At 34.6% G+C, this 13,058-nt stretch carries 11 protein-coding genes and 3 tRNA genes; 6 read left to right on the forward strand and 8 right to left on the reverse strand.

The window, feature by feature from the left end; translation table 11 throughout:
* Window positions 1–180 precede the first annotated feature (180 nt).
* From D5J18_RS04795 to D5J18_RS04805, 3 genes are read right to left on the reverse strand one after another with little or no spacing between them, the layout of a single operon-like run.
* Complete coding sequence (locus D5J18_RS04795; protein WP_119057942.1) at window positions 181–849, reverse strand: ABC transporter ATP-binding protein; 669 nt, start codon at window positions 847–849, stop codon at window positions 181–183.
* The gene (locus D5J18_RS04800) at window positions 842–2,539 is read right to left on the reverse strand and encodes an ArnT family glycosyltransferase (RefSeq protein ID WP_133298103.1); all 1,698 of its coding nucleotides are present in this window, start codon (window positions 2,537–2,539) and stop codon (window positions 842–844) included. The genes D5J18_RS04795 and D5J18_RS04800 overlap by 8 nt, the downstream gene beginning before the upstream one ends.
* The gene (locus D5J18_RS04805; protein ID WP_119057879.1) at window positions 2,536–3,246 is read right to left on the reverse strand and encodes a C40 family peptidase; all 711 of its coding nucleotides are present in this window, start codon (window positions 3,244–3,246) and stop codon (window positions 2,536–2,538) included. Before D5J18_RS04805 ends, D5J18_RS04800 begins: the two co-directional genes overlap by 4 nt.
* Window positions 3,247–3,452: 206 nt before the next feature.
* Between D5J18_RS04805 and D5J18_RS04810 the strand changes: the two genes are divergently transcribed.
* The 4 genes from D5J18_RS04810 to D5J18_RS04825 all read left to right on the forward strand — a co-directional run bounded on the left by D5J18_RS04810 (window position 3,453) and on the right by D5J18_RS04825 (window position 7,366).
* A tRNA-Glu gene (locus D5J18_RS04810) sits at window positions 3,453–3,524 on the forward strand.
* 34 nt (window positions 3,525–3,558) lie between these two features.
* On the forward strand, window positions 3,559–3,810 hold the full coding sequence (gene rpsT, locus D5J18_RS04815; protein WP_119057880.1) for a 30S ribosomal protein S20: 252 nt from the start codon (window positions 3,559–3,561) through the stop codon (window positions 3,808–3,810).
* 23 nt (window positions 3,811–3,833) lie between these two features.
* Window positions 3,834–3,905: transfer RNA gene (locus D5J18_RS04820), tRNA-Glu, on the forward strand.
* Between the two features lie 221 nt (window positions 3,906–4,126).
* Complete coding sequence (locus tag D5J18_RS04825) at window positions 4,127–7,366, forward strand: TonB-dependent receptor (protein WP_119057881.1); 3,240 nt, start codon at window positions 4,127–4,129, stop codon at window positions 7,364–7,366.
* A gap of 107 nt (window positions 7,367–7,473) precedes the next feature.
* Here the strand turns inward: D5J18_RS04825 and D5J18_RS04830 are convergent, their stop codons facing one another.
* The 5 genes from D5J18_RS04830 to tgt form a co-directional block, all read right to left on the reverse strand.
* Window positions 7,474–8,433 (reverse strand): type I phosphomannose isomerase catalytic subunit, encoded by a 960-nt coding sequence (locus D5J18_RS04830; protein WP_119057882.1) that lies wholly within the window; start codon window positions 8,431–8,433, stop codon window positions 7,474–7,476.
* Between the two features lie 27 nt (window positions 8,434–8,460).
* Window positions 8,461–9,024 carry a TlpA family protein disulfide reductase gene (locus tag D5J18_RS04835; protein ID WP_119057883.1) on the reverse strand — a complete coding sequence of 188 codons (564 nt, stop codon included), beginning with the start codon at window positions 9,022–9,024 and terminating at the stop codon, window positions 8,461–8,463.
* A gap of 116 nt (window positions 9,025–9,140) precedes the next feature.
* Window positions 9,141–9,215, reverse strand: a tRNA-Val gene (locus D5J18_RS04840).
* 90 nt (window positions 9,216–9,305) lie between these two features.
* Window positions 9,306–10,400, reverse strand: a complete 1,095-nt coding sequence (locus D5J18_RS04845) for an LptF/LptG family permease (protein WP_119057884.1) — start codon at window positions 10,398–10,400, stop codon at window positions 9,306–9,308.
* Between the two features lie 2 nt (window positions 10,401–10,402).
* Complete coding sequence (gene tgt / locus D5J18_RS04850; RefSeq protein ID WP_119057885.1) at window positions 10,403–11,533, reverse strand: tRNA guanosine(34) transglycosylase Tgt; 1,131 nt, start codon at window positions 11,531–11,533, stop codon at window positions 10,403–10,405.
* Window positions 11,534–11,813: 280 nt separating this feature from the next.
* On the opposite strand from tgt, the gene D5J18_RS04855 reads away from it, so the two are divergent.
* Both D5J18_RS04855 and D5J18_RS04860 read left to right on the forward strand, forming a co-directional pair.
* Entirely contained in the window at window positions 11,814–12,788 is a 975-nt protein-coding gene (locus tag D5J18_RS04855; protein WP_119057886.1) for a ribonucleotide-diphosphate reductase subunit beta, read from the forward strand.
* Window positions 12,754–13,038, forward strand: a complete 285-nt coding sequence (locus D5J18_RS04860) for a hypothetical protein (RefSeq protein WP_260377511.1) — start codon at window positions 12,754–12,756, stop codon at window positions 13,036–13,038. Before D5J18_RS04855 ends, D5J18_RS04860 begins: the two co-directional genes overlap by 35 nt.
* Window positions 13,039–13,058 lie beyond the last annotated feature (20 nt).

Below are 13,058 nucleotides of genomic sequence, written 5' to 3' on the forward strand. Positions count from 1 at the left end.
CTATTATGAATTTAAATAAATTTTTAGACAGCTTATCATAAGTTTTTTACTGGAATTTTTAAAAGCCTTAAAAAATTCTTGAAACAATGTACAAAAAAATAGAATCTGTTTGAAGTTTATATTTGAAAAAGAATTAAAAGAATTTCAGAAAGATTTTTTTAGCCAGAAAGATTTAAAAGATTATGGGATAAAAAGACCGTCTTGCATAATTAATTTCCGATCGGCTATGGTAGCTAAATCTTTATTGTGAGTCACAATTACAAAAGTCTGCTGAAATTCTTCACGCAAACGGAAAAATAAATGATGAAGTTCATCCGCATTTTTAGAATCCAAATTCCCCGACGGCTCATCAGCGAAAATTACCGCAGGGTGATTCATCAAAGCTCTAGCGACAGCCACCCTTTGTTGCTCACCACCAGAGAGTTGCTGGGGCTTGTGCCGACTTCGATTTTTTAAACCAAAAAAATGGAGCAAATCGATGCCTCTTTTTTCTAAGCTTTTTAAACTTTTTCCCTGAATCAACCCTGGCATGCAGATGTTTTCTAAAGCAGTGAATTCAGGTAAAAGCTGATGAAATTGGAAAACAAAGCCAATGTTTTCATTTCTAAATTTGCTTAAAGCTTTATCTTTCAAGTTGAGTAAAGAAACGTTATTGATAGAGAGTTCTGTTTCGTTATTTTTGAGCAAAGATGGACGCTCCAGCGTACCCAAAATTTGTAGCAAAGTCGTTTTCCCAGCCCCAGAAGCCCCGATGATGGAGACTACCTCACCCTTTCTTATGCTTAAATCTACACCTTTGAGTACGGGAAGTTCATCGTAAAATTTATAGATATTTTTAGCTTCAATCATTTTCATCAACTACAAATGTAATATAATTTGAGCGAATAGTTCCTGGTAAATTTTGCCCCGCTAAGCTTAAATACCCGATAGGGTTTTCCATTAAATCTTGTATATTTACGGGTACTTCCAATTCAAAATCAGAGAAATGCTTTGAGGCTAAATTTACTTTTCTGAACGGGATTTCTACCTTTTGCTGAATTTCTCTACTAAACTTCTCTTGATTTAATATTAAATGTAGCGTGTAGTTTTCTGGGGCTAATGTTCTGGGGCTATCACTTTTATTCCAAATCTGGCCAATGAGCTTTAATTTAGATTTAGAAATTTGAGCTTTTTCAATTTGAAACCAAAAAGAAGCTGTGTTGAAAAAAGATGTACCTTTTTTATATTTATAATATTCTTTTTTTCTAGAATTTAATGCCAGAGAATCCGTAGCATTTAATTGAGAAGAAAAATAAGTGTAAGGTTCTCCGTTAATTTCTTCAATATCATTCCAGAGCTGAAATTGTGAGGTCCTATTCTCTTCGGTAGCGATGTTGTAAGCCCGCTCGGGGTAATTGTAGAAAGAGTAGAGAGAGGTGAGCTGGTAGCGGTCAAAAACAGCATTTCCATTTGTTTTTCTCTTAGTCTCTAGCATAAACTCCTTCCAGCCGTGGTATTTAATTTTGAAAGGAGGATTAGGAATCATGAAGTAAATTCGAGCTAAAAAAATTAATCCAATAGTGATGAGTGATAAAATTTTTAAAGGCTTAAAAAAAATTTTTTTATTTTTTAAATAATCAAAACCTAAAATAAATAAAGGAATGACTGTGATGAGCGACCACTGTGCTTGAATATATCTTTTGAACGAGGTGAATAAGAAAAAAACTATGCTTAGCCAAAAGATAAACCAAAGCGATTTCTTGAATAAATCTTTGGGGAATTTATAAAAAGCCTTTATCAAATAAAAAAATAAAAATGGCGAGCTAATGTAAATTACACTGAGCAAGTAATTTATAGGGTTTTTGAAATCAAAACCGCTATGTACATTTCTTCTTATAATATGGTAATTAAACGAAATAAAGTCATGCTGAAATTGCCAAATCAAGTGAGGACTATAAAAGACCAAGGCGATAAGAATGGCTAAATAAGCTTTTGCATTTTTATAAAAAACTGGAATTAAAGGCAATAAACTAAAAGTGATAAGTAAAGCACCATGATATTTGCTATACATGACCAAAGCCATGCCCAAGCCCAATGAAAATGTGTTTAAGTAACTTTGTTTTTGAATAAAGTGATAGAGGAATATTAAATAAAGAATAGAGAAAAATAGAAGTGGAGCGTCTGGCGTGGCAATGAAACCAAAAACCTGGAACAAAACCATGCTGAAAAATAAAAGATTGTAAAGAATCAACTCTTTTTTGTTTTTGACCAAAAAATGACCTAAAATAAAGTACCCCAGCGCAGAAAAAAAGATGGTGAATAAACGTAAGCCAACCGTGTTTTGAAACAAAGAGAAACCCAATGTATCCCACCAAGCAATCATGGGCGGGTGGTCAAAATAGCCCCAAGCGGGGTTCTGCGACCACATGAAATAATAAGTCTCATCATCAATGATTTGAGACCGCCAAGCTTGAACTAGATTGAGTGTGAAATAAATAACAGCACTTATAATCAAAGTGCTGCCAAAAGAAAGTCTTTTTGATTTAGATAGAAAAGTCAATTAACAACCTCGTTTTTGATTGAACTGTTTAGCACCAACTGAGGTGTGACGAAATTTTCTATTCTTCTCGCCGTGCGAAATCTTTTAGCCCAATATTCGTGGTCTAGGCTAGAGATAATAACCCCTTGTGAGCTAGAGGCATGAATGAAGTTAATTTCATTTTCGTTGATACTATGCACTATACCGACGTGTGTAATCCGGCGAGATGAAGTAGTGCTGAAGAAAATAAGGTCACCTTTCTGCAAATGTTCTTTGGGGATTGGAATGCCTAATTTAGCTTGATTTTTAGAAATTCGAGGTAAATCGATACCTTCTACTTCAAAGATTTTTTGCATAAAAGCAGAACAGTCAATACCTCTACGCGTTGTGCCTCCAAATCTGTAAGGAGTCCCAAGGTAACTATCCGCCTCACGTAAAATATTAGAAACAGTTATATCTAAATAAGAAATAAAAGTATTTTTCTCTAATTTATTTGCAATTTTGGCATGATTAGTGTCTATAGGATTATCAACTTCGTAGCTGATGCTTGGTTTCTGAAGAGAGAGTTGAGCATTGATGATGTCTCGTTCTAACTGCTGTTGAGCCTCATCAGAGAAGGAGTTAGTGAGAGCAGGGGTGGTGTTTTGAGTTAAATAACTCGAATTACAAGACTGAAGAGCCATTAATAGTAGCCCGAAAGCCAGCAGTCGAAAAATATTCTTATGCATACCTATTTTTTTATTGAAATCGACCCAAAATTAAAAGAAGAAATTGAGTTGCCAAGTTTGAAATCTTAGTTTAGCATTGTTTTAACACAGATTACTGCTATTTATCAAAGCTTTAGGATTTTTTTTAAAAGAAAAGATGAAAATATTTTTTTTGTTTCGAAAAAGGTTTTATATTTGCAAACCATTTTGAGGGACAGAATAATGACGGCCCATTCGTCTAGTGGTTAGGACATCAGGTTTTCATCCTGAAAACAGGAGTTCGATTCTCCTATGGGCTACAAAGTTTGAAGTAAAAAAATAATTTAAAAGACTATGGCAAATCATAAGTCAGCAATAAAAAGAATTAGACAGACACAGACTAGAAGATTGCGTAATAAATATTATCATACTTCTATGAGGTCGGCAATCAGGAAGTTGCGTGCTGAGACAGATAAAGAAAAGGCATTAGAGAAGCTGCCGGAGGTTTCTTCTATGATTGATCGTGTTGCGAAAAGGAATATTATCCATAAAAACAAAGCCGCTAATTTGAAAAGTAAATTAGCTAAGCACATTAATGCGCTATAAAATCTGATTAGAAGAAGTGTTGCGGCCCATTCGTCTAGTGGTTAGGACATCAGGTTTTCATCCTGAAAACAGGAGTTCGATTCTCCTATGGGCTACATTAAAAGTCATCTTGTGGAAGGCAAGGTGATTTTTTTATTTTAAAAAACTTGCTTGAATTTTCAGTAAAAGAAGAATCATCTGTAGAGTAATTATTCTATTTAAATTTAAGCAGACTAAAAAAACTTTGTTGATAAAAAAAGTAAAACTTAATCATAAGTTAACATTGAATTGTAATTTATGTTAGATTTTTGATGCAAATTTAAAAATATCATAAAACATGGATTTTAAGTGGAAAAAAGCATATGCTTTTGCCTTAGTATTAGGAGCTTCTACTTCGGCGTTTTCTCAAGTAACAACATCAGATTTTAGTGGTGATGTTATTGATGCTACACACATGCCTATCGTGGGAGCAGAGGTTAAAATTTTTCATGAACCGACTAATACTGTCTATACAACAGTTACAAACGAAAGTGGTAGCTTCCGTATAAATGGTGCACGTTCAGGAGGCCCTTATACAATTACAATAGAGCAAGGGGGAAATGTTAGTTTTACAAAAAGTAATATTTTTACTGAACTAGGTGAAACTTATAACTTCTTTGCCCAATTGGAAAGTTCGGGAATCAACCTAACTGAAATTAGTATTGTTGGGACTCGCAAAGAGAACAACATTGGTTCTCAGAAAACAATTACAAGCGAACAAATAAGAACTTTACCTAATGTAAATGGTGGAATTGCTGATTTTGTAAGGGTGGCTCCACAAGTGAAAGTTTATGATGATAATAGAATTACTATTGCTGGACAAAATAATAGATACAATGCTGTTTATTTAGATGGTGCTGTTGATAATGATGTTTTTGGATTAAGCTCAACTGGTTTAGATGGAGGGCAAGTAGGTGGAAATCCATTTACTTTTGATGAACTGGATCAGATTTCTGTATCCGTAGCACCTATGGATGTAAGACAGTCTGGGTTTGCAGGAGGAGCAATCAATGCGACAACAAAATCTGGTAAAAATGAAATGACAGGTTCATTATACTGGTTTACACGAAATGAAAAACTTGCAGGGAAAACGGCTAGTTATAATGACTTAAATAGAAGTAAATTACCTGAATTTAATGCAAATAGGTATGGTGCAAGCTTAGGTGGAGCTTTGGTTGAAAATAAATTGTTTTACTATTTTACTTATGAAAAAGAAAAAATAGAAACACCTAACCCTTATGATTTTAGTAGCTACAGAGGTAATAGCAAAGTAGCCGATATTGAAAGATTACTGCAAGTATTAGAAAACAAGTATAATTACAACCCAGGAAGTTATGGTAATAATACTAGTACAATGGATAAAGATGTTTTTGTAGGGAAGTTAGATTATAACTTTATGCAAAATCAATCATTGAGCTTCAAATATAAGCTTTCAAATTTTAACTCATTCCAAGCGGCAAGAAGTGGAGGAAGTTTAAACTTTATAGATAGAACAGTTTTATTCCCATCTAAGAAAAATCAATTCAGTTTAGACTATAACGGAAAATGGTCTGATAACTTAGATGCTAAAATTGCCTTAACGTACAAAACGGTAAAAGATGATAGAAATCCTAATTCACTTTTCCCAACAGTAGGAATTCAAGATGGTAATGGCTGGATTAACTTAGGAGCAGATAGATTTTCTACTGCAAATAAACTAGAGCAGGATGTTTTGACGGCAATATTTAACTTGAATTATAAACTGGGTAATCACAACTTATTGTTTGGGGCAAATTATGACTTCTACAAAGCTATAAATATTTTCGTAAGAGATAATTATGGTAACTACATTTGGCAAAATGATAAGAATAAAACAGGGCTAGAGAAATTCTTAGCAGGAGAAAATGCATCAGAATTTTCGCGTACATTCTCATTACTTGATGGCGGTGCTTACGGAGATAACCAGACAGAAGCAGCAGCAAAATTCAATAGTAGTTTGATTTCCGCATACTTACAAGACGAGTGGAATGTAGATAAAGATTTTAACCTAACTGCTGGAGTGAGAATTGACGTGCCTACTTATGACAATACACGTGAGAATAAAACCTTTAATGATGAAATCTCTTTGTTTGAAAAAGCAGGATATGATTTAGAAGGAGCTAAAACAGGACAGAAGTTTAACGCTAAAGTTCATATTTCGCCAAGATTAGGATTTAAATGGACACTGAATAGAGGAACAGATTACTTGACAAGAATTACTGGTGGTGTAGGAGTATTTACATCAAGAATGCCATTGGTATGGGTAGGAGGTGTTTATAACAACACAGGGAATACTTTAGGGCAAGTAAGAGAAAGAAACATCGCTTTTTCACCAAAGTTAGATGATAACCATGGTTTACAAGTAGGTTCTTCAAGACCCGAAATCAACCTTTTCTCTACAAATATTAAATTGCCACAGCGCTTGAAATACACATTAGGAGTAGATCAAAATTTACCACAAGGATATAGGCTAAAGGCAAATGCTCAATATGATTACGTATTAAATGATGTTTATTATGAAAATATCAACATTAAGAAAGCTGGTATTTTGCAAAATGATGGCAGAACAACTTGGCAGTCAGAACCAGCTGTTTCATCTAAATTTAGCAATGTACTTTTAGGCAAAAATATAAGTAAAGGCTATGGATATACCCTTACTGTAGGTTTAGATAAAACTTTCTTCAATAAACTTTATTTAGACCTAAATTACTCATACAACGACACTTACTCTGTAAATAACGGAGCTTCTTTTCAGAATCTTTCACAGTGGAGATACCAAAATACAGTAAACGGTAAAAACGTACCAGAATTATATCGTTCCGACTACTCTGCAGGTTCTCGAGTTACAGCTTTAGCCTCTTACTCATTTAATTGGTTAGACATCAGTAGTAAATTCAATACCAAAACAAAGATTGCATTATTCTACGAAGGAGCTTCAGGGCAGCCAATCTCTTATATTTATAACGAAGGTTCAAACTTGATTTTAAATGACATTAGTGGAACAAGCGCTTCATTAATTTATGTGCCCAAATCCATTGGAGATATTAACTTAGTCGACATCGTAGATAAGAAGACAGGAAACGTTAAAACAACTGTTCAGCAACAGTGGGATGCGTTGAATGCCTTTATCGAAAATGATGACTATTTAAGAACAAGAAGAGGTAAATTTGCCGAAAGAAACGCCTCAAGACTGCCTTGGACTAATATCATTGACTTAAAAATTCAGCAAGAATTTAATGTGATGGTCGCAGGCAAAAAACATGGTTTAGGAGTTTCTTTCGATATTTTCAACTTCACCAATTTATTAAACAAAGATTGGGGCAGAAGATATTTTTACAACTATGGAACAAGAAATATAATCAATGTAAACGATGTAAAAGAAGTAAGCCCAGGGGTCAGAAAAGCGGAGTATACCGTAGACCCATCACAACTAACAAAAGAAAGACTAGAGGCTTATGACAATAGCGGAATTAGCAGTTCTCTATGGCAAATGCAATTTGGAATTAGATATTCTTTTTAAGTCAGTACAACACAATTAAGATTAAATAAGATTAAATGCAAAACCAGCTAATTACAGCTGGTTTTCTTTATAAAAAAAAACAAATGTTTTTTTTAAGGCTTAAAAAATTATAAGTGTACATGAATCAGTGCAGCACCATTTTCGCTAATCAAAGAAACTTTATTCAATGCGAAAGGTAGAAGTAAAGTGTCTCCTTTTTGAAACGCTAAAATCTCATTTTCCCACTGAATTTCACCAAAGCCTTCGGTACAAATCAAAATCTGAAAAGAGTCATACTTGTTTTCTAACTCGAAAGACCCTTCCAGTGGCAAATAAGAAGTTTTGAAGTGTTTTTCATTCACCACAGGATTTAATTGATTTAGTTCTTTAGTAAAATACTTTTTCAGATTCTCTTTCGGATTCCAATCCATTACACGCAAACTTTCCTCGATGTGTAAATCTCTTGGATTTCCATTTTTATCTACCCGATTCCAATCAAAGAGGCGATAGGTAGAGTCACTAGTTTGCTGAATTTCAGCCAAAACAATCCCTTTGCCTATAGCATGCACAGTGCCTGCAGGTACAAAAAAACAATCACCTGGCTGGGCATCATAAGTTTTGACATAGTCCATGATGCTCCCATCTTTCAGTGCAATTTCAGCTTTTTCTTTAGTCATAGAATTAGCCCAATCTAAATAAATTTTAGCATCAGGCTCAGCTGACAGGATAATCCACATTTCTGTTTTTCCGCGGCTATCGGCATAGATTTTAGCTCTTTCATCATCAGGATGAACTTGTAAAGAGAGTGGAATTTTAGCATCTAAAAATTTAATTAATAGTGGGAAATCACTTCCAGAAACTTTAGGCCCCAAAATCTCTTTGTGGTGATGTTTTAGAACTTCGCTGAAAGATTGATTTTTTAACTCTCCATTAGTTACCACACTAGAGAAACCTTCAACATTAGAAAGCTCCCAGCTCTCACCAAAATTCTCATCTCTATCAGTTTTGTTAAAAACATGCTTGAGTTTATTCCCGCCCCATAATTTTTCTTGAAGAATGGGCTCAAATTTAATTGGATAAGGCTTCATTATTGCTCATTTTCCACAAATTTAAAGTTAATTATGAGAGTTAGAAAGATTTTTTAGATGATTTTTGAAAGACTTACTATCCCATTTAGCTATTCCCGTTTCGTCTAAAATGATTTCTCCTTTTTTATTAATAACAATGGTTCGCGGGATCGAATTAATTGGCCACTGCGGATGCTCTTTAAAATAACGAAAATAGGGGAGTTTGAACTCACGTTTTGTTTCAAAACCATGAATCTCCTCCCACGATTCATTGGAAACGAAATAAAAATCAACTTCCTTTTGCATTTCATGATAGAGATTTGCAAAAAAAGACATTTCTGCAATACACGGAGGACACCAAGTAGCCCAAAAATTGATGACTACAGGTTTATTCAAATTTTCTAAAGGCTTTAGGAAATTTTGGTTTTGAGCTTGAATTTCCCAGTCAGTAAAATGAATCTGTTTATAATCATTCTCACTTTTGATTTGCGGAGAGGTGGCCAGCATTTGCTGAATGAATATTTTGATTGGTTTTCCAGTCGGGGGAAAGAATAATAAACCTAGTAAAAAAATAAAAATAATGTTGCTTAGGTTTTTTCTGAACCAATTCATAAGAGATTTTTTTAAGGCTTTAAATTAAATAAAAAAATAAAGCTTTAAAAATTTTTAAGTTTTATATATTTTTAAATAAAAAAGCCTTTCTACAAACAGAAAGGCTTTTGGATTTGTGGGATTTGAGGGATTCGAACCCCCGACCCTCTGCTTGTAAGGCAGATGCTCTGAACCAACTGAGCTAAAATCCCAAAATTTGATGTCAACTACAGCACTGTTGTTTTGTAATTGGACTGCAAATATAAGCCTAATTTTTTAACTAACAAATTTTTTTTAAAAAATTATTGATAAGCTCTTTTAAAATATAAGATAATTGTAAGTAAACCAAACACAATGTTTGATAGCCAAGTGGCGAGTAATGGGCTGATGTTACCAACTTCAGCTAACACTTTACTGGACTCATTTCCAAATAGATAGATAAATGCGATACCTACCCCGATAGCGAGGTTTATACCGATGCCACCCCTTCTTTTTGTTGAGCTTAGAGATAGAGCCAATAGGGTTAAAATAATAGAAGAAAAAGGTAAACTGGTACGTTGGTATAGCTCATTTTGGTAGACATTGATGCTGGCACTGCCCTTAAATTTTTCTCGTTCGATGAATTTTATCAAATCAAAGCTATTCATCGTTTCGGCAACATAACCCTCTGGTAACAATTCATCGGGAGAAAATTTAAGTTTTAAATTCACTTGACTTCCTTCGATTAAACTGTCGGGTTTGTTTTCTCGTACAAATCTTTCATAATAATTATTGAGTTGATAAATAGAATCTTCTTCGTTCCAGATTAAGCTATTGGCACGCATAGCGTAAACTAATTTCAGCCCATTAAATTTTTGGAATAGAAAACCATTTCCGTTTTTAGTGCGGCGATTGTAATTATTGACAAAAATGTATTCATTGGGCGTAATTTGAGAGCTAATTGGTCGCCCCTTGAAGTATTCAAATTCATCTGAACTCCGTTGTAAATAAGTGTACATGTATTCATTTTTATAGACATTGGCTTGAGGCAAAAAATAGTGATTTACCAGAAAAGAAGCTAAGCCTATACCAATGGCAACAATCAAATACGGGCGGGTAAGACGAAAGAAACTCATTCCTCCAGAGGTCATCGCAACGATTTCAGTATTGTTGGTAAGGCGGGAGGTGAAATAAATTGCTGAGATAAAAACTCCGATTGCCAAAAAGGTGTTAATAATCCAAACCAAGAAGAATGGATAAAAAGAAGTCAAGGCTTCCCAAATTGTAGAGCCATTGTCTTGAATTTTATTGACTTTTTGACTCAAATCTATTACCACGACAATCAAGGCAAGGAGAGACGTCATGAAAATAAATGTCCCCAAAAAATTTTTTATAATATAGCGGTCTAGAATCTTCACGATTACAATCTGTTTTTAAGTTGAGGAATAACTTGATTCTTCCAAGCTTCAAAGCTTTCTTCCATGATTTTTTGCCGAGCTGTACGCACCAAATCTAAATAAAAAGCCAAGTTATGAATAGAGGCAATTTGCTTGGCTAAATATTCTTTGGCAATGAATAAATGCCGAAGATAAGCTTTGCTATACTGTTGGTCAACATACGAAGTTCCATTTTCATCCAAAGGGCTAAAATCATCTTTCCATCGGGCGTTTTTTATGTTTATCACCCCGTTCCAAGTAAATAGCATACCATTTCTAGCATTGCGCGTAGGCATCACACAATCAAACATATCTACGCCTAAACTGATGCATTCCAAAATATTCCAAGGTGTGCCAACGCCCATCAAATAACGTGGTTTTTCTTGAGGTAAAATACCACAGACTAAATCTGTGATTTCGTACATCATTTCCTCTGGTTCGCCCACACTGAGCCCACCAATCGCATTTCCATCGGCATTAAAATCGGCAATGTATTTTGCCGACTCTGTCCTCAAATCTTTGTAGGAATTTCCTTGCACGATGGGAAATAGCGTCTGCGGGTAACCATACAAAGGAGGGTTTTCCCTCAGCCAATTCCGGCAACGTTCTAGCCAGCGATGAGTCACTTCCATTGCTTTTTTAGCATTTTGGTAAGTAGCAGGAATCCCAGTTAATTCATCAAATGCCATAATGATATCAGCTCCGATGCTTCGTTGAATTTCCATAGAATATTCAGGAGAAAAAAGATGATAAGAGCCATCTATATGCGATTGAAACCGAACACCTTCCTCACTCACTTTTCTGATGTCAGACAAAGAATAAACTTGGAAGCCACCGCTATCAGTCAAGATAGGAGCGTCCCAATTCATGAAACGATGCAAACCACCCGCAGCATTCAAAATTTCGATGCCAGGGCGGAGGTAGAGGTGGTAGGTATTGCCTAAAATAATTTGAGCCTGTATATCTTCTTTCAGCTCTCTTTGGTGTACGGATTTCACACTTGCCACAGTCCCCACAGGCATGAAGATGGGCGTTTTCACCTTACCATGAGCGGTGATGAGTTCCCCTGCACGTGCAGCTGATAGGGCATCTGTAGCTTCAATTTTAAAATTCATATACCGCAAATTTAAAGAATTCATTATTTTTTAAGCCTTAAAAAAAATTTTAGGACATGAAATTTAAATAAGCCTTTAGAAAAAAAATAAATGAGAATGAAAAAAAGAGTTATTAACCTATGAAGTTGATAAATTTAGCTAGCCTTGGTTATCACTTAACTTGATTAACTTATCAACAATATTAAGTAAAAACTAAATTCTTCTAGACGCATGTAGTTTTATATTTTCGTGGAAAGAAAATTTTTGATAATATATATAACATAATATAACATAAAAAGATATGGGCATTTTTGACAAAAGAGTAAATTATAAACCGTTTGAATATCCTGAAATCATGCAATTTACAGATGCGATCAATAAATCTTTTTGGGTACATTCAGAAGTTGACTTTACGGCAGATGTTCAGGATTTTCATTCACAAATTAGCGATGCAGATCGCAATGCCGTAAAGAATTCCTTGCTGGCGATTGCGCAAATAGAAGTAAACGTAAAGACCTTTTGGGGGAATCTATATGCTCATATGCCTAAGCCAGAAATGAATGGCTTGGGGTCGACTTTTGCTGAATGTGAATTTCGTCATTCAGAAGCATATTCACGCCTGCTAGAGGTTTTGGGTTACAACCAGTCGTTTGAAGCCTTGATAGAGGTTCCTGTGATTCAAAAAAGAATAAATTACTTGACAGAGGCTTTAAAAGATTCGAACTCAAAAGATCCAAAAGAATACTTGATTTCGCTTCTGATGTTTAGTATTTTGATAGAAAATGTATCTCTTTTCAGTCAATTTGCTATCATTCTTTCTTTCACAAGATTTCGTGGGTTTATGAAGAATGTAAGCAACATCATAGCTTGGACTTCTGTAGATGAGCAAATTCATGCCAATGCAGGTATTTTCTTGATTAATAAGATTAAAGAAGAATTTCCGCACCTACTAAAGGAGGAAGATGTAGAGCAAATTTATGCTTTAATTGATGAGAGCATTTCGGTAGAAGGAGAAATTTTAGATTGGATTTTTGAGCAAGGAGAAATTCCAAATGTTTCAAAAGAAAATTTACTTAATTTCATGAAATTCCGAGTGGATGATAGTTTGGTGAAAATAGGTTTTAAACCATTATACAAAGTTACGGCAGAGCAATACAAGCCAATGGAATGGTTTGAGCAAGAGGTTTTCTCTCACTCGATGGATGATTTCTTCGCTAAGCGACCAGTAGACTACACCAAGCATGATAAAAGCATTACAGCCAATGATTTATTCTGATTTTTACACGCCTGAAATTCGAGAAGAGTTAATCTATATTCATTCGCCAAAATTCATATTGGGTGAGTACATTTACATGGCAATGGCGTTGGTAGATGGGCATCGTGTTTGCATTGCTACAGCATACAAAATTGATTATTGTATCAAAAAAGCGATGCAGTTTGTAGAAAAAGTGCCTGCAATAGAATTTACACATATTAATAAAGTAAAAACAGGCGAAACAGAAGCTTGTAAAAGATTTTTAATTTAAATAAAAAATCACATTGAAAT

Source organism: Candidatus Ornithobacterium hominis, assembly GCF_900538215.1.
Lineage (GTDB): Bacteria > Bacteroidota > Bacteroidia > Flavobacteriales > Weeksellaceae > Ornithobacterium > Ornithobacterium hominis.